Origin of the sequence: Micrococcus sp. CH7, from assembly GCF_001595485.1 — a bacterium.
Taxonomy (GTDB): domain Bacteria; phylum Actinomycetota; class Actinomycetes; order Actinomycetales; family Micrococcaceae; genus Micrococcus; species Micrococcus luteus.
This window is the reverse complement of sequence record NZ_LOSQ01000027.1, coordinates 161,380-182,262: the sequence shown is the minus strand read 5'-3', so window position 1 is coordinate 182,262 and position 20,883 is coordinate 161,380. Positions and strand designations below refer to the sequence as shown.

Genomic DNA, 20,883 nt, shown 5'->3' with positions numbered 1-20,883 from the left:
GGGTCAGCGGCCGAAGGCGGCGTCCAGCAGCGTGCTGAGCTCCTGGTCGTGGCGGCCCTTGGTGCCCGCGGAGGTCGCGGCCGAGGCCGGGCGGGACACGAGGGTCACGGGGACGTCGAGCTGCGGCACGAGGTTCAGCGCCATGAACGGCCACGGGCCCTGGTTCGCGGGCTCGTCCTGGACCCACGCGACGTCAGCGTCCGGGTAGGCGCGGAGCGCCTTGCGGATCTCCTCGAGCGGCAGCGGGTAGAGCTGCTCCACCCGCACGATCGCGGTGGAGGTGTCACCGGACTTCTGGCGGCGGGCGAGCAGGTCGTAGTACAGCCGGCCGGAGACCAGCAGCACGCGCGTGGCGTCCTTGGCGTCCACCCCGGCGTCCGGGATGACCGGCTGGAAGCGGCCCTCGGTGAAGTCCTCCACCGAGTTCGCGGCGGCCTTGAGGCGCAGCAGCTGCTTCGGGGTGAACACGATGAGGGGCCGGCGCGGGCGGGCGTAGGCATGCTCGCGCAGCAGGTGGAAGTGGTTGGCGCCCGTGGAGGGGTTGACCACGCGCATGTTGTCCTCGGCGCACATCTGCAGGAAGCGCTCGATGCGGGCGGAGGAGTGGTCCGGTCCCTGCCCCTCGTAGCCGTGGGGGAGGAGCAGGACCACGGACGAGGTCTGCGACCACTTCTGATCGGCCGAGGAGATGAACTCGTCGATGATCGTCTGCGCGCCGTTCACGAAGTCGCCGAACTGGGCCTCCCACAGCACGAGGGCGTCGGAGCGCTCCACGGAGTAGCCGTACTCGAAGCCGAGGGCGGCGTACTCGGACAGCAGCGAGTTGTAGACCCAGAACTTCGCCTGGTCCTCGGAGAGGTGCCTGAGCGGCGCCCACGTGTCGCCGGTGATCCGGTCATGGAACACCGAGTGGCGCTGCGTGAAGGTGCCGCGCTGGGAGTCCTGGCCCGCCAGGCGGACCGGCACGCCCTCCATGAGCAGCGAGCCGAAGGCCGCCAGTTCGGCGAAGCCCCAGTCGATGCCGCCGTCGACGGCCATCTTGGCGCGGCGCTCGAGCAGGGCCGCGAGCTTCGGGTGGACCGTGAAGCCCTCGGGCACGTCGAGGTGCGCCTGCCCGATGGCCCGCAGCGTCTCGGCCGAGATGGCCGTGGACGCCGGCGCCTCCGGGGCCGCGTCCCGGTCCTCGGCCGGGCGGAGGCCCTCCCCGCCGGAGGCGGGCGCGTCCTCGTGGGTCTCCGCGAAGACCCGCTCCAGCTGCTGCTGGTAGTCCTTCAGGGCGCTGTCCGCCTCCTCCTGCGTGATGTCGCCGCGGCCCACGAGGGACTCGACGTACAGCTTGCGGGTGGAGCGCTTCTGCTCGATGAGGTTGTACATGCGCGGCTGCGTCATCGACGGGTCGTCGCCCTCGTTGTGGCCGCGGCGGCGGTAGCAGACGAGGTCGATGACGACGTCCTTGTTGAACCGCTGGCGGTACTCGAAGGCGAGCTGGGCCACGTGCACCACGGACTCCGGCTCGTCGCCGTTGACGTGGAAGATCGGGGCCTGGATGGTCTTGGCCACGTCGGTGGAGTACACCGCGGAGCGCGCCTGGGTCGACGGCGTGGTGAAGCCCACCTGGTTGTTCACGACCACGTGGATCGTGCCGCCGGTGCGGTAGCCGGGCAGCTGCGAGAGCTGCAGGACCTCGGTCACGACGCCCTGGCCCGCGAAGGCCGCGTCGCCGTGCACGAGGATCGGCAGCACGGAGAAGGAGTCCGGGCGCTGGCCACCCAGATCGAGGCGGTCCTGCTTGGCACGCACGACGCCCTCGAGGACCGGGTCCACGGCCTCCAGGTGCGAGGGGTTGGCGGCGAGGTACACGCGGGTGCTGTTGCCGGCGTCGGACACGAAGGTGCCCTCGGTGCCCATGTGGTACTTCACGTCGCCCGAGCCCGAGGCGCCGCCCGGGGTGGCCCCCTCGAACTCGCGGAAGACCTGGCTGTAGGTCTTGCCGGCGATGTTGGTCAGCACGTTCAGGCGACCGCGGTGCGCCATGCCGATGGCGACCTCGTCCAGCCCGGCGTCGGCGGCGTCGCCGAGGATGCCGTCCAGCAGCGGGATGAGGGACTCGCCGCCCTCCAGGGAGAAGCGCTTCTGGCCGATGTACTTGGTCTGCAGGAACGTCTCGAACGCCTCCGCGGCGTTGAGTCGGCCCAGGATGCGCAGCTGCTCCTCGCGGGTGGGCTTGGCGTACGGCTGCTCGAGCTTCTCCTGGAACCAGGCGCGCTCGGCCGGGTCCTGGATGTGCATGTACTCGACGCCGATGGTGCGGCAGTACGCGTCACGCAGCACGCCGAGGATCTTGCGCAGCGTCAGGCTGCTCGCCCCGCCGAAGCCGCCGGTGGGCCACTTGCGGTCCAGGTCCCACAGGGTCAGCCCGTGCTCGCGGATGTCGAGGTCCGGGTGGTAGGCCATCGAGTACTCGAGCGGGTCCACGTTGGCCAGCAGGTGGCCGCGGTCCCGGTACGCGTGGATGAGCTGCTGGATGCGGGCGACCTTGCCGATCTGCTCCTCCGGGTTCACCTGCACGTCCTGGGCCCAGCGGACGGGCTCGTAGGGGATGCGCAGGGAGTGGAAGACCTCGTCGTAGAAGCCGTCCTCGCCCAGCAGGAGGCCGTGCACGATCTTCAGGAACTCGCCGGAGCCGGCGCCCTGGATCACGCGGTGGTCGTACGTGGAGGTCAGCGTGATCGTCTTGGAGATCGCCAGGTCGTGCAGCGTGGACTCGGCGGCGCCCTGGAAGGCGGCCGGATAGGTCAGCGCGCCGACGCCGATGATGGCGGCCTGGCCCTGGGACAGGCGGGGCACCGAGTGCACGGTGCCGATGCCGCCCGGGTTGGTCAGGGAGACCGTGGTGCCGGCGTAGTCGTCCATCGTCAGCTTGTTCTTGCGGGCGCGCTGGACGAGGTCGTCGTACGCCTTCCAGAAGCCGCGGAAGTCGAGGGTCTCGGCGGCCTTGACGTTGGGGACCACGAGCGCGCGGGTGCCGTCCGGGCGGGGCAGGTCGATGGCGAGGCCGAAGTTCACGTGGGCCGGCTCCACCATGGTGGGCTTGCCGTCGCGCTCCTCGTAGGTCACGTTCATCGAGGGCATGGCCGCGAGCGCGCGGACCACGGCGTAGCCGATGAGGTGGGTGAAGGAGACCTTGCCGCCGCGGGTGCGGGCCAGGTGGCTGTTGATGACCACGCGGTTGTCGATCAGCACCTTGGCCGGCAGGTCGCGCACGGTGGTGGCGGTGGGCATGGACAGGGAGGCGTCCATGTTCGTGGCCACGGCCTTGGCCATGCCCTTGAGGACGGTGGCCTTCTCCTGCTTCTCGTCCGCGGTGGTGGCGGTGGTGTCGGCGGGCTCGGAGGGCACGGCCTGGGCCGCCGGGGTCTTCTTGGGCTTGGGGCCGGTGCTGACCGAGGTCTCCTTGGGCTGCGGACCCCGGGCCGGGGCGGTCGCCGCCTTCGGCTCGGTCACCTTGGCGGAGGCCTTCGGCTCGGTCTGGGCGGCGGCCTTCGGCTCGGTCTGGGCGCCGGCCTTCGGCTCGGCCTCGGCGGGGGCGCTGGCCTCGAGACGGGCGAAGATCTGTGCCCACTGCCGGTCCACGGAACCGGAGTCCTCGCGGTACTTCCGGTAGATCTCGGCCACGAGCCGTTCGTTCCCCGGGAACTCCTGTGCGAGCCGGTCCGACGTGAGTTCTGGCACTGTGTAACGCCTCTTCCTGAGCCTTGGGATGCGATGTGCTGCGCCGGGCCACCCGCGCGGCGCGCGTGGGGCCGGGAACGCCTCGAGACATCATAGTTCTTCGACGCCCCCGGTCGGAATGCCGCGGCCTCGGCTCGACTCCGCTCCCGGCGGACGCGCGGGGGGCTCTCGGCGTCCACCGCGTCTGGGAGACTGACACCATGCGCTTCCTCACCGACCCGGCCGTCGACCTGACGTACAACGACGTCTTCCTCGTGCCCTCGCACTCGGACGTCGCCAGTCGCATGGACGTGGACATCGCCCCGGATGACGGCACGGGCGCCACCATCCCCCTGGTCTCCGCCAACATGACCGCCGTCACCGGGCGCCGGATGGTCGAGACCATGGCCCGGCGCGGCGGTCTCGGGATCCTGCCGCAGGACATCCCGGCGGACGTCATCCGGGACGTCGTGCGTCGGGTGAAGGCGGCCCACCCCGTGGCGGACACCGCCCTGACCGTCGGCCCGCAGGACACGGTGCTGGACCTGCTCCACCTCGTGGACCGCCGCAACCACGGGGCCGTCTGCGTGGTGGACGCGCACGGCGGGCTGCTCGGCGTGGTCCGCCCCCAGGACTGCGAGGACGTGGACCGCTTCACCTCGGCCGCCTCCGTCATGCACCCTCCGGCGGTGACCCTCACGCTCGCCGAGCTCGGCGGCACGGACGGGGCCCCGAGCAAGGAGGCGCTGCAGGCGGCCTTCGAGCGCCTCCACGCCGCGCGCCAGGAGATGGCCCCCGTCGTGGACCCGGCGGTGGGGACCGCCGCCCCCGTGCTGCGCGGGGTCGTCACCGCGGCGGGCCTGCTGCGCTCGTCCCTGTTCACGCCCGGTCTCGACGACGACGGACGGCTCCGCGTCGGCGCCGCCGTCGGCATCAACGGGGCGGTGGGGGAGAAGGCCGCCGTCCTGGTCGAGGCCGGCGTCGACGTGCTCGTCGTGGACACGGCGCACGGTCATCAGCGGACCATGCTGGACGCGCTCGCCGCCGTGCGGGCCCTCGACCCCGGCGTGCCCGTGGTGGCCGGCAACGTCGTCTCCGGCGACGGCGTCCGGGACCTGGTCGCGGCCGGCGCGGACATCGTCAAGGTGGGCGTGGGACCGGGCGCGATGTGCACCACGCGCATGCAGACCGCGGTGGGCCGGCCCCAGTTCTCGGCGGTCCTGGAGTGCGCCGCCGCGGCCCGCGAGCTCGGGGCACGCGTGTGGGCGGACGGCGGGGTGAAGCACCCGCGGGACGTGGCGCTCGCGCTGGCCGCCGGAGCCAGCTCGGTGATGATCGGCTCGTGGTTCGCGGGGACGCTCGAGTCTCCGGGCGACCTCGTGCACGGTCCGGACGGTCGGCGGTACAAGGAGAGCTTCGGCATGGCCTCGGCCCGCGCGGTCCAGCACCGCACCCGCCACGAGGACGCCTTCACCAAGGCCCGCAAGGCGATGTTCGAGGAGGGCATCTCCTCCTCGCGCATGTACGTGGACCCGCGCCGCCCCTCGGTGGAGGACCTGCTGGACACCATCACGTCCGGTGTGCGCTCGTCGCTGACCTACGCCGGCGCCCACGACCTGGCGGAGTTCCGTGAGCGCGCCGTCGTCGGCCTGCAGTCCGCGGCGGGCTACGAGGAGGGCCGGCCGGTCGCCTCGTCGTGGTGAGGCGGCCGCATGCCCCTGCTCGTTCCGCCGGGGCCTGACGCCCCTATACTGGGCGGACTATGGATCACCCTGACACCTGTGTGCCAGACCGCTCGTCCGCCCACGCGGACGCGGCCGGATCGGAGCCTTCCAGTCCCGGTGCCCCGCACCGCCGCCCGGCCCGCCGTCGAGGGGGTGAGGTCGGGTGGAGTGGCTCCTGCTGATCCTCGGCCTGGCCCTGATCGTGGGCACCGGGTTCTTCGTGGCCGTCGAGTTCGCCATGATCGCGATCGACGTGCCCACCGTGCAGCGCATGGTGGACGCGGGTGACCGCGGCGCCGAGCCCCTGCTGCGCTGTCTCAAGTCACTCTCGACCCAGCTCTCCGCGTGCCAGCTGGGCATCACTCTGACCACACTGCTCACCGGCTACGTGATGGACCCGGCGATCAGCCGGCTCATCGACCCGCTGCTGCTCCAGGTGGGGCTGCCGGCCGGCGTGGTGGGCACCGTCTCGCTCGTCGTCGCGATGGTCGTGGCGACCCTGCTCTCGATGCTCCTCGGCGAGCTGATCCCCAAGAACATGTCCATCGCCGAGCCCATGGCGATCGGCCGCGCACTCGCCCGGCCCCAGCTCGTGTTCAGCACCGTGTTCAAGCCGGCGATCCTGGTCCTGAACGGGTTCTCCAACGGCGTGCTGGCCCGCGTGGGCATCGAGGCCAAGGAGGAGATCTCCGGCGCCCGCAGCCCCGAGGAGCTCTCCTCGCTGGTCCGCCGCTCGGCCCAGCTGGGCACGCTCGACGCGCAGACCGCCACGTTCCTGGACCGGACGCTGCGCTTCGCGGACCGCACCGCCGCGGACGTGATGACCCCGCGCATCCGCGTGGAGACGGTGAGGGAGGACCAGGCTCTGCCCGAGGTCCTGGACCTGGCCCGCAGCACCGGCTACTCGCGGTTCCCCGTGATCGGCGACTCCTCGGACGACATCCGCGGCGTGGTGCACGTGAAGAAGGTCGTGGCCGTGCCGCGGGAGCGCCGCGCCGACCTCGAGGCCGGTGCACTGATGACGGAGGTCATCCGCGTGCCGGAGACCGTGCACCTGGACCAGCTGCTGGCCGAGCTGCGCGACGCGAACCTGCAGATGGCCGTCGTCGTGGACGAGTACGGGGGCACCGCAGGGGTGGTCACGCTCGAGGACGTGGTGGAGGAGATCGTCGGCGAGGTCGCGGACGAGCACGACCGCGTCACCCCGGGGGTCCTCCAGACGGCCTCCGGCCGCTGGTACTTCCCGGCGGAGCTGCGGCCCGACGAGGTGCGGACCCAGATCCCGGCCCTCGTGGTGCCGGAGGACGGGGCCTACGAGACCGTCGGCGGGTACATCCTGGCCCGACTGGGGCGCCTGGCGGAGGTCGGGGACGTGGTGGACGTGGACGGCGGCACCCTGACGGTCGAGCGGATGGACGGCCGCCGCATCGAGCGCGTGCGCTTCGACCCGGCCGCTGAGGACGAGGAGACGCGCGCATGAACGGGGACGTCGTCGGACTGCTGTGGCTGGTGGTCCTGTTGGCCGCCAACGCCTTCTTCGTGGCGGGCGAGTTCGCCGTCATGGGCGCCCGCCGGGCGCAGATCGAGCCGCGGGCCGAGGCCGGCTCCCGCCAGGCCCAGGTGGCGCTCTACGCGATGGAGCACGTCTCCCAGATGCTGGCCGTCTGCCAGCTCGGCATCACGGTGTGCTCCCTGCTCATCCTCAACGTGTCCGAGCCGGCGCTGCACCACCTGCTCGTCGTCCCGATGGCCGCCCTCGGGGTCCCGTCCGCGGCGGCGGACGTGACCGCCTTCGTGCTCGCGCTGCTGGTGGTCACCTTCCTGCACGTGACCCTGGGCGAGATGGTGCCCAAGAACGCCGCCGTCTCGTTCGCGGACCGCGCCGTGATGCTGCTGGCCCAGCCGCTCGTGTGGCTCTCGAAGCTGCTGCATCCCGTCGTGGCCGCGCTGAACTGGACGGCCAACCTCGTGCTGCACGCCCTGCGCATCGAGCCGAAGGACGAGGTGGCCTCCTCCTACACGCTCGAGGAGGTGCAGTCGATCGTGGCCGAGTCCACCCGCTCGGGCACCCTGGAGGACGAGTCCGGCGTGCTGCACTCGGCCCTCGAGTTCTCGGACCACCGGGCCGGGGACGTGATGGTGCCGCTCGAGCGGGTCGTCACCGTCCCCGAGGGGATCACGCCGCACGACTTCGAGTGGACCGTGGGCCGCGTGGGCTTCTCCCGGTTCGTGGTCGAGGACCCCGACGGCGGCTACACCGGCTACCTGCACCTGAAGGACGTCCTCACCGTGGGCCCGTCGGGACACGACGAGCCGATCCCGCTCACGCGCGTGCGCTCGCTGGCCAACGTGCGGCTCGAGGACGAGGTCGAGGACGCACTCGCGCTCATGCAGCGCACGGGCTCCCACCTCGCCCGGGTCATCACGCCCGAGGGCGAGACCGCGGGCATCCTCTTCCTCGAGGACGTGCTCGAGGAGCTCGTCGGGGAGATCAACGACGTGACGCAGTCGCCACGTCGGTTCCGGCCCGCGTGAGCGTCGCGCGGGCGGCGCGGTGCTACTGTTGAGAACCGATTTCACACATCCTCCCGACACGAACGAGGTCGCCCCATGCTCCGCCGCCGTCGTCTGCCCGCCCTGACCGGGGCCCTCACCGCGCTCACCCTGAGCCTCGCCGCGTGCGGCGGGACCAGCGGCGACTCCGCGGGCGAGCAGGCCGCGGGCGCCTCTGCTGCCGCCGGGTCCGGCTCGGCCGCGGGCGCGCCCGTGGCCGTCGCCACGACGACGCAGCTCGGCTCCGTGCTCGACCGCGTGGTCGCGTGCGCCGACGCCCGCAGCGTCACGGTGATGGGCCCGGGGGATGATCCGCACGACTTCTCCGCCTCGTCCGCGCAGGTGAAGGACATGGTCTCCTCCGGCCTCGTGTTCTCCAACGGCCTCGGCCTCGAGGGCGGCATGGAGTCCGCCCTCGCCAACGCCGAGGCGGACGGCGCGACCGTCGTCGAGGTGGCGCCCCAGCTGGATCCGCTGCCCTTCGGCGGCCATGACCACGCCGAGGAGGGGGCGGGCCACGAGGGCCATGACCACGGGTCCGAGGACCCGCACGTCTGGATGGACGTCGCCCGCATGGCGAGGGCCGCCGAGCTGATGGGCGACACGCTCGCCCAGGAGCGGGGTGACGAGAGGTTCGCCGAGTGCGGCGCGACCGTGCGCGGGGAGCTCGAGCAGACGGACACGCAGGTCCGGGAGATCCTCGCCGGGGTCCCGGAGGACCGCCGCACGCTGGTCACGGACCACGACGCCTACGGCTACTTCAGCGAGGCCTACGACTTCACCGTGTCCGGCGTCGTCGTCCCGGGCGGCTCCACCGACGGCGAGCCCTCCTCCCAGGAGATCGCCGAGCTCGCCCGGTCCATCCGCGACGGCGGCGCAGACGCCGTGATCACGTCCGTGGGCGCGCGCAACAGCCTCGTGGACACCGTGGCCGAGGAGGCCGGCGACCTGCCGGTCATCGAGGTCTACGAGGGCGGCGTCGGCCCGAAGGACACCCCGGAGGCGGACTACGCCGAGGCCATGCTCCTCAACGCCCGCACCCTCGCCGACGCGCTGGAGGGCTGAGGATGGACTGGCTGCTCGAGTCCTTCCAGATGGGATTCCAGCAGCGCGCCCTCGTCGGCGGACTCATCGCCGTGGTGATGTGCTCGGTCGTGGGCACGTGGCTGGTGCTGCGCGGGATGAGCTTCTTCGGGGACGCGTTCGTGCACGGTGTCCTGCCGGGCATCGCCCTGGCGGTCGTCACCGGTGGCAGCCCCCACCTCGGTGCGGCGGTGGCCGCCGTCGTCATGATGGCGGGCATCTCGCTGGTGCACCGGGCCACCACCCTCAAGGAGGACACCGCCATCGGCCTGCTCTTCGTGGGGATGATGGCCCTGGGCGTGGTGATCATCTCCAAGTCGGACTCCTACACGGGATCGCTCACGTCGATCCTGTTCGGCGATGTGCTGGGGGTCAGCGTGGACGGCATCGTGACCCAGGCGGTCATCGCCGTCGTGGTGATCGCCCTGGCCCTGCTGCTCTACCGGCCCCTGCTGGCACTGAGCTTCTCCGAGGTCAAGGCGCGCTCGCTGGGCATGCGACCGGGGCTGACGCACACGCTGCTGCTGGTGATGATCGGCGCGGCCGTGATCGGTTCGTTCCAGGCGGTGGGCACGGTGCTCGTGTTCGGCCTCCTCGTGGGACCGCCCGCGACGGCGGCGCTGCTGACGCGCAGCGTCCCCCAGATGATGCTCGTCTCCGTCGTGATCGGCGCGGCGTGCGTCGTCACCGGGCTCACCCTCAGCTACCGGCTGGGCACGGCGGGTTCGGCCACCATGGCGCTCATGCCGATCCTGCTGTTCTTCGTCGTGCTCGCCGTCCGCGCCGCCGTGCTGGCGCTCCTGGGCCGGCACGTGCGCTCGCGCGCGCAGCGTGAGCAGGAGACGCCGGTCGTGGCCCTGCCCGGAGCGGAGGTCGCCCGATGAACGCGTCCTTCCCCGCGGGCGCCGCGGCGGCCACGCCTCCCCTCGCGGTCGCCCGGGCGCTCGAACTGCGCCACGGCTCGCACGTGGCCGTCCGGCCCTCCGACTTCACCCTGCCGGCCCGGCGGCTGATCGCGGTGATCGGGCCCAACGGCTCCGGCAAGTCCACGCTGCTGACCGCCCTGGCGGGCCTGAGCGACCCGGCCTCCGGTGCGCTGGAGGTGCTCGGCGAGAACCCGCGGCGGCGCTCGCAGCGCACCTCCTTCGTGATGCAGTCCATCGGCGTGCCCCAGGGAGTGCCGGTGACGGTGCGCGACGTCGTCGGGATGGGCCGGTACCCCACGCTCGGGTGGTTCCGCCCGTTCCGGAAGCAGGACCGGGACATCGTGCGGGCCGCCATGGAGCGCATGCAGGTCGCGGACCTGGCGCGGCGGCACCTCGACCAGCTCTCCGGCGGCCAGCGCCAGCGCGCCTACGTGGCCCAGGGCCTCGCCCAGGACCACGACGTGCTGCTGCTCGACGAGCCGATGACGGGCCTCGACATCGTCTCCGCCCGCACGATCGACGACCTCCTCCACGAGGAGCCGACGCGCGGGGTGTCCGTGGTCTACACGACCCACGATCTCGACGAGGCTGCGGAGGCGGACCATGTGGTCCTGATGGGCGGGCGTGTCGTGGCCTCCGGCCCGCCGCGGAACGTGCTCACGGTCGAGAACCTGGACATCGCCTACGGCCGGGGCGCCCTGCACGGGCCCTCCAAGGCAGTCGAGGACCCGGCGGACTTCCTGGACGACCCCGCGGGCGGCATCCGCCACTGACCGGGGCCCGGCCCCGGGGTCAGGCCGCGCGGGTGCGCCCCTCGGCCCGGCAGCGGGCACAGACGCCGGTGATCTCCACCGTGTGGTCCGCGTCCGTGAAGCCGTGCTCCGCGGCGACGGCGGTGGCCCACGCCTCGACGTGGGGGGCGGTGACCTCGACGGTGGTCCAGCAGATCCGGCACACCAGGTGGTGATGGTGGCCCTCGTCCTCGCACCGGCGGTACACGGTCTCGCCGTCGTCGCGGCGGAGCATGTCCACGAGGCCGTCGTCGAGCTGCTGCTGCAGGGTCCGGTACACGGTGGCCAGCGAGACGCGTTCGCCCTGGTCCTGGAGGCGGGCATGGAGCTCCTGCGCGCTCACGAAGTCCGGGATGCGGTTCAGGGCTCGGTCGACGGCGGCCTTCTGCCGGGTCGCCCGGGGACGGGCGGCCCGGGGGCTGGGCTGGGGGGCGCTCACGGTGCTCACGACTCCTTCTGCGGCGGCTGCCGCCTCCTCCGCGCGGTCCGGAACAGGTCCGCGCGGGCCATCCTCCAGGTTATCAGCGGCGCCGAATGGGGCGTGGAGTAGGGTGTCCGGGTGCACAGCGAGAGCCCGGACCCATCCCCTGTCCCGGACCGCGACGGCGCCGCCCCCGATCGACCCGACCCGCTGATCGTCGTCGACGAGGGGCAGGGCCGCGTGGTCCCGGCGCCCACGGCGGCCCCGTCCTCGTCCCATGACGCCGGCGGCGACCCGGACGCGGACATCGACGGCGTCGACCCTGAGGCCGCCGAGCCGCCCACCCTGGTGACGGTGGACGTGCTGGCCGGCTGGCTCGGCCTGGCCCCCGTCGAGGACCTGCCGCCGGTGCCCGGGGGCCCGGCCTACGCCCAGCCGGGCCGATGCCGCCCGAACCGGGTGATCCTGCTCGACGTCCGGTTCCGGGCCACGGGGGGCGGGCCGGACCACGCCGCCTATCTCCAGGGCCATCTGCCCGGCGCCGTCTACGTCTCCCTGCCCAGCCAGCTCGCCGGCCACGCCGGTCCGGCGGCGGGGCGCCACCCCCTGCCGGACGCGCGCCAGTTCGCGGAGACCGTGCGGATGTGGGGGATCGACGAGGGGGACACCATCGTGGTCTACGACGACGACCACGGCCTGTCCGCCGCGCGCGCCTGGTGGCTGCTGCGCCACGCGGGGCTGCGGGACTCCGTGCTCCTGGACGGCGGCCTCGAGGCGTGGCGCGCCGCGGGCCTGCCCCTGCAGCCCGGTGAGGTCATCCCGGTGCCCGGCACCGCCCGGCCGTCGTGGGGCCGCATGCCCGTCGTGGACACGGCCGGCGCCGAGGCGATGGCCTCCGGCGGTCTGCTCCTCGACGCGCGGGCGGCCGAACGCTACCGCGGGGAGGTCGAGCCCTTCGACCCCGTGGCCGGGCACATCCCCGGGGCGCGGAACGTGCCCACGGCGGAGAGCATCGCCGAGGACGGCCGCCTGCGGCCCGCCGCAGAGCTGGCGGAGCGGTTCGACGCCGTCGGCGTGGACGACGCCACTCCCGTGGCCGTGTACTGCGGCTCGGGCATCACCGCGGCGCACGCCGTGCTCACCCTGGCCGTCGCGGGGCGACCCGGAGTGGCGCTCTACCCGGGTTCGTGGTCAGCATGGGTCCAGGACCCGTCCAACGCCGTCGCGGTCGGCCCCGAGCCCGACGGCGCGTCCGGCCGGGACTGACGAGCCCCGGGGCCCCGCCCCGCCGACCCCCAGGAGGACCCCCCATGGCCACCGTCTTCAGCAGGATCATCGCCGGCGAGCTGCCCGCCCGCTTCGTGTGGCAGGACCCGACGTGCGTCGCGTTCCTGTCCGCCGCGCCGCTCCAGCCGGGGCACACGCTCGTGGTGCCCCGTGAGGAGGTGGACGAATGGGTGGAGGTCGACCCGGCGCTGGTCACGCACCTGACGACGGTCGCCCAGCAGATCGGCAAGGCGCAGGTGGCGGCGTTCTCCGCCCGCCGGGCCGGGCTCATGATCGCCGGCTATGAGATCCCGCACCTGCACGTGCATGTGTGGCCCTCCACCTCGCTCGCCGACTTCGACCTGGCTCGCGTGGACAACGCCCCCGATCCGGCGGACCTGGACGACGCCGCCGCCCGCCTCCGCGCGGCCCTGCGGGACCTGGGCCACGGCGAGGTCGTCCCGCAGGACTGACGGCCCGCGCCGCCCGGGCCCGACTCAGGCGCGCGTGGCCCGGGCGAGCGCCTGACGCACCCGCTTCTCGGAGACCGAGACCGCCGTGCCCAGCTCCTGGGCGAAGAACGAGACGCGCAGCTCCTCGATGAGCCAGCGCACCCGCTCCAGCTCCGCGGGCACGGGCGTGCCCGCGAACCGGGCGCGGTGGGCCGCGACGGCGGCGTCGAACTCGTCCTCGAGCCCCTGCACCACCGCCATGTGCTGCCCGTCGCGCTGCAGGTGGCCGCCGGCGTCCAACCGGTCCAGGCGCGTCAGCATGCCCTGCAGGTAGCGCGGCAGGTGCTGCAGCCGCTCCCAGCCCGTGGTGGCCACGAAGCCGGGGAACACGAGCTGCTCGAGGTGTGCCTTCACGTCCGACAGCGCCGGCGCGAGGGCGAGCGAGACCGAGCCCTTGAGCCGGCGTCGCACCTGCGCGGCCCGGGAGAGCACCTGCTCCACCAGGGACGTGACGGCGAAGACCGTGTCGATCAGGTCGGCCCGCACCCGGTCGAACAGGGCGCGGAACGCGGCCTCGTCGAACGGCAGCTCGTCCCCGACGAGACGGTCCACGGCGGCCTGGGTGCAGTCCGCGACGAGGGAGTCCACCGAGCCGTGCGGGTTCTGGGTGAAGGTGAGCTTCTCCCTGTTGTCCAGGTGGTCCAGCACGTAGCGCTGTGGGCTGGGCAGGGTGGCCAGCAGCAGCCGGATCACCCCGGCCCGGTGCCAGGCCGCCTGGTCCTCCGCGGACCGGGCCACGGTCAGGCCGGCCGCGGGGCCGCCGTCGGGCGTGGTCTCGGGCACCAGGCTCGGGTAGCCCGTGATGGCGGGGCCGCGCGCCCCGGCCGCGGTGGAGACGGTCTTCGGCACCGTGCCGATGCTCCACGAGGTCAGCCCGTGCCGCTCCTCGAAGGCCGGCGTCGCGCCGGACCGCCCGGGGCCCTCCGGGCGACGGCGTCCCTCGGCCCCGGCCCGCGCGTCGGCCTGGGCACGGCCGCCGCGGCCCTTGCCGCGCGGCCCCGGCCGGGCCGAGGCGGGGTCGTCGGTGCCGGCGAGCCGGGCGGCGATCGCGGAGCGGTTGGCCTGCGCGAGCCGGGCCTGCAGCGCGGGCAGGTCCTGGCCGGCGCCCATCACGGCGCCGCGGGCGTCCACGACGCGGTAGTCCATCCGCAGGTGCAGGGGCACCGCGTCCGGGGCCCACAGTCCGGGCTCCACCACCACGCCGCGCACCCGGCGCACGGCCGCGGACAGCGCGTCCGGCAGCTCGTCCCGCAGCGGGTCGGCGTGGGCCTCGAGGTCCGCGACGAGCTGCTGGGCCACGTCCGGGGCGGGCACGAGGTTCTTGCGCACGGCCTTGGGCAACGCCTTGATGAGGGCGGTGACGAGCTCGACCCGCAGGCCGGGGACCAGCCACGCGAAGGGGCCGGGGGAGACCTGGTTGAGCAGCAGGATCGGCACGGCCACGGTCACGCCGTCGGTGCCGGCCGCGCCGGTCGGGTCGTACGTGTACTCGAGGTCGAGCTCCACGTCGCCGCCGGGCATCGGATACGCGAACGTGGTGGGGAACGCGTCGGTGTCCAGGTCCTCGGCGTCGGCGGTGAGCAGGGCGGCGACGTCGAGGTCCAGCAGGTCCGGCTGATCCTGGCGCGCCTTCTTCCACCACGCGTCGAAGTGCCGCTCGGAGACGACGTTTCCCGGGATCCGCGCGTCGTAGAAGGCGAACAGGTCCTCGTCCCCGATCCGCAGGTCGCGGCGGCGCAGGCGCGTCTCGAGGGCGTCGACCTCCTCGAGCGCAGCCCGGTTGCGGGCGAAGAACCGGTGACGCGTGCGCCAGTCGCCCTCCACGAGGGCGTGCCGGATGAACAGCTCGCGGGAGAGCTCCGGGTCGATCCGGCCGTACCGGACCGAGCGGTCCGGGATCAGGGTGACGCCGAACAGCGTCACCTTCTCGCGCGCGACGACGGAACCCGCCCGCCGCGACCAGTGCGGCTCGTTGTAGGTCCGCTTGACGAGGTGGCCGGCGACCTCCTCGGCCCACTCCGGCTCGATCCGGGCCACCGTGCGCGCCCACAGCCGGGAGGTCTCCACGAGCTCGGCGGCCATGACGAACGGGTGGCGCTTCTTGAACAGGGCGGAGCCGGGGAACACGGCGAAGCGGGTGCCGCGGGCGCCCACGTACTCGCGACGGCGCTCGTCGTAGGCGCCGATCTGCGAGAGCAGGCCGGTGAGCAGGGACTTGTGCACGGCCTCGTGCCGGCCGACCGGGTCCACGGGTCCGGCCTCGACGGTGAGGCCCACGTCCTTGGCGAGCTGGTGCAGCTGGCGCACCAGGTCCTGCCACTCCTGCACGCGCAGCCAGTTGATGTGCTCACGGCGGCACAGCTTGCGGAACTGGGAGCCGGAGAGCTCCTTCTGCCGCTCGTGCAGGTAGGCCCAGAGGTTCAGGATCGCGGAGAAGTCCGAGTTCTCGTCCGCGAACCGGCGGTGCAGCTCGTCCGCGGCCTCGCGCTGCTCCGTGGGGCGCTCGCGGGGGTCCTGGATGGTCAGGGCCGCGGCGATCACCATGACCTCCCGGACGCAGCCGCGCTCACCGGCCTCCAGGATCATGCGGCCCAGCCGCGGGTCCACCGGCAGACGGGCCAGGCGGCGTCCGACCCGGGTGATGGTGCCCGCGCGGGCGCCGCCGGCCTCGAGCGCGCCGAGCTCGGTGAGCGTGGTGGCGCCGTCGGTGACCTGGCGGCCGTCCGGCGGCTGGACGAAGGGGAACTCCTTCACGTCGCCCGGGGTGCGGGCCACGCCGAGGGAGAGCATCTGCAGGATCACCGAGGCCAGGGAGGTGCGCAGGATCTCCGGGTCCGTGAACTCGGGGCGGGAGAGGTAGTCCTCCTCCGAGTACAGGCGGATCGCGATGCCGTCCGAGGTGCGGCCGGACCGGCCCGAGCGCTGGTTCGCGCTGGCCTGGGAGACGCGCTCGATCGGCAGGCGCTGCACCTTGGTGCGGTTCGAGTACCGCGAGATGCGCGCGGTGCCCGTGTCGATCACGTACTTGATGCCCGGCACGGTCAGGGACGTCTCGGCGACGTTCGTGGCCAGCACGATCCGCCGGCGCACCCCGGCCCCGGCGCGGCCGAACACGCGGTGCTGCTCCGCCATGGACAGGCGGCCGAACAGCGGCAGGATCTCCGTGCCGGCCAGGCGCGTGGTGCCGGCGACGACGCCGGTCAGGTGGTCCGCGGCCTCGCGGATCTCCCGCTCGCCCGGCAGGAACACGAGGATGTCGCCCGGCGGCTCGGCGGCCAGCTCGAGGACGGCGTCGCCGATCGCGTCGAGGGGGTCGCGGGTCTCGGCGGCATCGTCCGCGTCGTCCTCGGGGTCGTCCGGGGAGGGCTCGTCGGTCAGCGGCCGGTACCGGATCTCGACGGGGTAGGTCCGCCCCGAGACCTCGATGATCGGCGCCGGGACCACGCGGCCGCCGTCGTCGGCCTCCACCGCGTCCGCATGGTCCTCACCCTCGGCCAGCGGCCGGCCGAAGTGCCGGGCGAAGCGCTCCGGGTCGATGGTGGCCGAGGTGATGATCACCTTCAGGTCCGGCCGCTGGGGCAGCAGGTTGCGCAGGTAGCCCAGGAGGAAGTCGATGTTGAGGCTGCGCTCGTGGGCCTCGTCCACGATGATCACGGAGTAGCGGCGCAGCTGCGGGTCATGGGGGATCTCGGCCAGCAGGATGCCGTCCGTCATGACCTTGACCCGGGTCGCCTTCGAGGTCTGCGCCGTGAAGCGGACCTGGTAGCCGACCGTCTGCCCGATCTCCTCGCCCAGCTCCTGCGCGATGCGCTCGGCCACGGAGCGGGCGGCGATGCGCCGGGGCTGGGTGTGGCCGATCGAGCCCGCCTCCCCGAGCCCGAGGGCCAGGCACATCTTCGGCAGCTGCGTGGTCTTGCCCGAGCCGGTCTCGCCCGCGACGATCACCACCTGGTGGTCGCGGATCGCGGCCATGATCTCCTCGCGACGCTCCGCCACCGGCAGGTGTTCGGGGAACGTGATCGCGGCGGCGTCGTGGGGCGTCGCGGACGGCTGCGCGGCGGGCGTGGAGGGCGGGGGAGTCTGCGTCATGACGGCCTCCATCCTAGGCGCGCGGGGCCCGGGCCGACCCGGACGGGGCGAATCCGGGACGGATCTGGGACTGGGGCTGTGAGTCCGGATGTGATTCTCTGGAGCCCATGGACACGAACACCGTCTTCCTGTTAGCGGCGATCGGCCTCTACTTCCTCGCGATGATCGCGATCGGCCTGTACGCCTCCCGCAAGAACACCGACCTCGACGACTACATGCTCGCCGGACGCGACATGAAGCCGTCCGTCGCGGCGCTCTCCGCGGGTGCGTCCGACATGTCCGGCTGGCTCCTGATGGGCCTGCCCGGCGCGATCTACGCCGCGGGCCTGGTCGAGGGCTGGATGGCGGTCGGCCTGACCGTGGGCGCGTGGGTGAACTGGCGCGTGGTCGCCCCCCGCCTGCGCTCCTATACCGAGGTGGCCGGGAACTCGATCACGATCCCATCCTTCCTCGAGAACCGGTTCAAGGACCGCACGCACATCCTGCGGATCGTGGCCGGCCTGATCATCCTCGTGTTCTTCACCTTCTACGTCTCCTCGGGCATGGTGGCCGGCGGCAAGTTCGTCGAGTCGACCTTCGGCCCCGACTCCTTCTACGCCCAGGGCATCAGCATCAACTACCTCACCGGCATGCTCGTGGTCGCGGGCATCACGGTGCTCTACACCCTGTTCGGCGGCTTCCTCGGCGCCTCGCTGACGGATGTGGCCCAGGGCGTCCTCATGTTCCTCTCGCTGCTGGCCGTGCCCATCGTCGTGATCCTGACCATGGGCGGCTGGGACGCCGTCGTCGAGGGCATCCGCGCCGCCGACGCCGCCGGCGGCGGGGTGAACCACTTCTCGATGTTCGAGAACGCGACGCTGATCGGCGTCCTGTCCTCCCTCGCCTGGGGCCTGGGCTACTTCGGCCAGCCGCACATCATCGTCCGCTTCATGGCCCTGCGCACCCCGCACGACGCGGCCGTCGCCCGGCGCGTCGGCATCGGCTGGATGGCGCTGTCCGTGTTCGGCGCCGTGATGGTCGCCCTCGTCGGCATCGCCTACTTCCAGGCCAACCCCGGCACCACGCTCGAGGACCCGGAGACCGTGTTCCTGGTGCTGGCCTCGATCATGTTCCACCCGTTCGTGGCCGGCCTGGTGCTGGCCGCCGTCCTCGCCGCGATCATGTCCACGCTCTCCTCGCAGCTGATCGTGTGCTCCTCCGCCCTGGTGGAGGACCTCTACATGCTGCGCGGGCGCACCGGTTCCCCGACGTTCACCCTGTGGCTCGGCCGCATCGGCGTGCTGGTGGTGGCGCTCGTGGCGGGTCTGCTCGCCCTCAACCCGGACTCCTCCGTGCTCGAGCTCGTCTCCTTCGCGTGGGCCGGCTTCGGCGCCGCCTTCGGCCCCGTGATCCTGCTCGCCCTGTACTGGCCGCGGTTCACCTCGTGGGGGGCGATGGCCGCCATGCTCACCGGCGCCGCCGTCGCCTGGGTGTGGTCCGAGGCCAGCGCCGAGACGTGGGAGTGGTTCGGCCTGTACGAGCTGCTGCCGGGCTTCGTCGCCGCCCTCGTGGTGGGTGTGGTGGTGTCCCTCGTGACCCAGCGCTCGCGCCGCGTGCAGCGGCGGATCGACGCCGAGTTCACCGGCGCGATCGACATCGTGGCCGGCCGCGAGCCGCACCCGGACGTGGCCCCGGCAACCATGGCGCGGGACGCCGCCGGGGGCTCGACCGCAGCCGCCGCGGATCCGCGCGCGCAGGCGTGAGGCTCTTCCTCGCGATCCGTCCGCCGAGGGCCGTGCTCGACCACGTCGAGCCGGCCCTCGACGGCGTCCGGGACCGGGCGGGACGCGCGCTGCGCTGGACCGAGCGGGAGCAGCGGCACCTGACGCTGGCGTTCCACCCGGAGGTGCCCGCCGGGGCCGTGGACGACGTCGTCGCCGACGCCGGCCGCATCGCGGCGGGACACGCGCCGCTGGACCTGCACCTGGCCGGGGCGGGGGAGTTCTCCCACCGCACGCTCTGGATGGGGGTGGGCGGGCAGGTCCGGGAGCTCGGCGCGCTCCTGGCGGAACCGTGGCTCGCCGACGACGACGGCCGGGACCGCCGGCGCGCCCACCTCACCGTGGCGCGGGTCTCGGCGGCCGCACCGCGGCCCAGGTGTCGGAGGCGGGGCGAGCCTCGACCGTCGGCGCCCAGCACCGTGCTGCTGGCCGAGGCCGTGCACGCGCTCGCCGTGTACCGCGGCCCGCAGTGGACGGCGGACGAGGTCGAGGTCGTGGCGTCCCGGCTCGGCGAGGGCCGCTCCGGCGGCCCGCTGCACGAGGTGCTGGCGACCGTCCCGCTGCGCGGCTGAGGGGCCGACGGGCCGGCCGGAGCGGGAGACCCGCCCGGCCGACCCGGCCCGGGGTCAGCCCTCCAGCGGGCCCTGCACCGCGTACAGGCGCTTGTTGGCGAACTCGTCCAGGGCCAGGGGGCCGAGCTCGCGGCCGAAGCCCGAGCGCTTCACGCCGCCGAAGGGCAGGTTCGCCCCGGCGGCGGAGGCGAGGTTCACGTTCGCCATGCCCACCTCGAGCTGGTCGGCCACGCGCTTGGCCTCGTCCAGGTCCGTGGAGAAGACGGCGCCGCCGAGACCGTACTGCGAGTCGTTGGCCAGGGCCACGGCCTCCTCGGCCGAGGACACCTTGTAGACGACGGAGGCCATGCCGAACAGCTCCTGCGTGTAGGCGGGGTTCTCCTGGTCAACGTCCGTGATCACGGCCGGGGAGACGTAGAAACCCTCGCCCTCGGGGCCCGAGACGCGCTCGCCGCCCACGTGGACGGTGGCGCCGGCCTCCTTGGCCGCGGCGATCTGCTCGGCGAGCCCGTCGGCCGCGGACTCCGAGGACAGCGGGCCGTAGACGTCGGCGTCGCGCGAGGTCGGGTCGCCGGGCTGCATCGCCGAGGAGCGCTGGACCAGCTCGTCCACGAAGTCGTCGTAGAGGTCCTCCATGACGATCATGCGCTTGTTCGAGTTGCAGGCCTGGCCCCAGTTGCCCATCCGGGTGGCCAGTGCGTCGCGGGCGGCCGCGCGGGCGTCCGGCGCGGAGAGCACGATGTACGGATCGGAGCCGCCGAGCTCGAGGACGACCTTCTTGAGATGCCGGCCGGCCTGCTCGGCGACGGCGGCGCCGGCCCGCTCCGAACCGGTGAGGGACACGCCCTGCACGCGCGGATCGGCGATGATCGTGGAGATCTGGTCGTGGGTGGCGAACACGTTCTGGTACACGCCCTCCGGCAGTCCGGCCTCGGTGAAGAGCTCTTCCAGCAGCTGTGCCACCTGCGGGTTGATCTCGGCGTGCTTGAGCAGGATGGTGTTGCCGAGCACGAGGTTCGGCGCCACGAAACGGGCCACCTGGTACACCGGGAAGTTCCACGGCATGATCCCCAGCAGCGGGCCGAGCGGCAGCCGCTGGACGAACGCCTCCTGCCCGGAGAACTGCTTGATCGGCTGGTCCGCGAGCAGCTCCTCGGCCTCGTCCGCGTAGTACCCGAAGATCTGGGCGCCGTAGCGCACCTCGCCGACTGCAGCGCCGAGGGACTTGCCCATCTCCGTGGTGATCAGCGCGGCGATGTCCTTGGAGCGCTCGGCCAGCAGCTCGGAGATCCGCTTCACGATGGCGGCGCGCTCGGCCACCGACTTCTGGGACCACTGCTCGTAGGCGGCCTGCGAGGCGTCGAGGGCGTCGGCGATCTGCTGATCCGTGGCGTTGTCGAAGGACTTCAGCAGCTCCCCGGTGGCCGGGTTGATCGTGCGGTAGCCCTGAGAGGCGGAGGTGGTGGTCATCAGCC

The 20,883-nt window shown here is 72.9% G+C and carries 14 protein-coding genes; 10 read left to right on the top strand and 4 right to left on the bottom strand.

Annotation, left to right across the window (positions count from 1 at the left end; translation table 11 throughout):
- Positions 1-3 precede the first annotated feature (3 nt).
- The gene (locus AUV08_RS07855; RefSeq protein WP_061867903.1) at positions 4-3,732 is read right to left on the bottom strand and encodes a multifunctional oxoglutarate decarboxylase/oxoglutarate dehydrogenase thiamine pyrophosphate-binding subunit/dihydrolipoyllysine-residue succinyltransferase subunit; all 3,729 of its coding nucleotides are present in this window, start codon (positions 3,730-3,732) and stop codon (positions 4-6) included.
- 200 nt (positions 3,733-3,932) lie between these two features.
- Here AUV08_RS07855 and AUV08_RS07850 point away from each other — a divergent pair, with 200 nt between their 5' ends.
- The 6 genes from AUV08_RS07850 (at position 3,933) to AUV08_RS07825 (ending at position 10,770) form a co-directional block, all read left to right on the top strand.
- Positions 3,933-5,414: a GuaB1 family IMP dehydrogenase-related protein gene (locus tag AUV08_RS07850; RefSeq protein ID WP_061867902.1), complete on the top strand. Its 1,482-nt coding sequence runs from the start codon at positions 3,933-3,935 to the stop codon at positions 5,412-5,414.
- Between the two features lie 184 nt (positions 5,415-5,598).
- Positions 5,599-6,915, top strand: coding sequence for a hemolysin family protein (locus AUV08_RS07845; protein ID WP_041104315.1), 1,317 nt, complete (start codon positions 5,599-5,601; stop codon positions 6,913-6,915).
- Complete coding sequence (locus tag AUV08_RS07840) at positions 6,912-7,970, top strand: hemolysin family protein (protein ID WP_041104317.1); 1,059 nt, start codon at positions 6,912-6,914, stop codon at positions 7,968-7,970. Before AUV08_RS07845 ends, AUV08_RS07840 begins: the two co-directional genes overlap by 4 nt.
- Before the next feature lie 75 nt (positions 7,971-8,045).
- Positions 8,046-9,053 carry a metal ABC transporter substrate-binding protein gene (locus AUV08_RS07835; RefSeq protein WP_041104319.1) on the top strand — a complete coding sequence of 336 codons (1,008 nt, stop codon included), beginning with the start codon at positions 8,046-8,048 and terminating at the stop codon, positions 9,051-9,053.
- Between the two features lie 2 nt (positions 9,054-9,055).
- Positions 9,056-9,955 (top strand): metal ABC transporter permease, encoded by a 900-nt coding sequence (locus AUV08_RS07830; protein WP_044659229.1) that lies wholly within the window; start codon positions 9,056-9,058, stop codon positions 9,953-9,955.
- Positions 9,952-10,770, top strand: coding sequence for a metal ABC transporter ATP-binding protein (locus AUV08_RS07825; protein ID WP_044659228.1), 819 nt, complete (start codon positions 9,952-9,954; stop codon positions 10,768-10,770). The genes AUV08_RS07830 and AUV08_RS07825 overlap by 4 nt, the downstream gene beginning before the upstream one ends.
- A 19-nt stretch (positions 10,771-10,789) precedes the next feature.
- On the opposite strand, the gene AUV08_RS07820 is transcribed toward AUV08_RS07825, so the two are convergent.
- Positions 10,790-11,236, bottom strand: coding sequence for a Fur family transcriptional regulator (locus AUV08_RS07820; protein WP_061867901.1), 447 nt, complete (start codon positions 11,234-11,236; stop codon positions 10,790-10,792).
- Between the two features lie 111 nt (positions 11,237-11,347).
- Between AUV08_RS07820 and AUV08_RS07815 the strand changes: the two genes are divergently transcribed.
- Together AUV08_RS07815 and AUV08_RS07810 are read left to right on the top strand one after the other, a co-directional pair.
- A complete protein-coding gene (locus AUV08_RS07815; protein ID WP_061867900.1) occupies positions 11,348-12,475 on the top strand; it encodes a sulfurtransferase in 1,128 nt (375 codons plus the stop codon).
- Positions 12,476-12,519: 44 nt separating this feature from the next.
- Entirely contained in the window at positions 12,520-12,948 is a 429-nt protein-coding gene (locus AUV08_RS07810; protein ID WP_044659226.1) for an HIT family protein, read from the top strand.
- A 24-nt stretch (positions 12,949-12,972) separates the two neighbouring features.
- Here the strand turns inward: AUV08_RS07810 and hrpA are convergent, their stop codons facing one another.
- On the bottom strand, positions 12,973-17,076 hold the full coding sequence (gene hrpA / locus AUV08_RS07805) for an ATP-dependent RNA helicase HrpA (protein ID WP_061867899.1): 4,104 nt from the start codon (positions 17,074-17,076) through the stop codon (positions 12,973-12,975).
- Positions 17,077-17,183: 107 nt separating this feature from the next.
- On the opposite strand from hrpA, the gene putP reads away from it, so the two are divergent.
- Complete coding sequence (gene putP / locus AUV08_RS07800) at positions 17,184-18,818, top strand: sodium/proline symporter PutP (RefSeq protein WP_061867898.1); 1,635 nt, start codon at positions 17,184-17,186, stop codon at positions 18,816-18,818.
- Positions 18,815-19,408 (top strand): RNA 2',3'-cyclic phosphodiesterase, encoded by a 594-nt coding sequence (gene thpR, locus AUV08_RS07795; protein ID WP_061867897.1) that lies wholly within the window; start codon positions 18,815-18,817, stop codon positions 19,406-19,408. The genes putP and thpR overlap by 4 nt, the downstream gene beginning before the upstream one ends.
- Before the next feature lie 54 nt (positions 19,409-19,462).
- On the opposite strand, the gene AUV08_RS07790 is transcribed toward thpR, so the two are convergent.
- Positions 19,463-20,878: an NAD-dependent succinate-semialdehyde dehydrogenase gene (locus tag AUV08_RS07790; protein ID WP_004167643.1), complete on the bottom strand. Its 1,416-nt coding sequence runs from the start codon at positions 20,876-20,878 to the stop codon at positions 19,463-19,465.
- Positions 20,879-20,883: the final 5 nt, after the last annotated feature.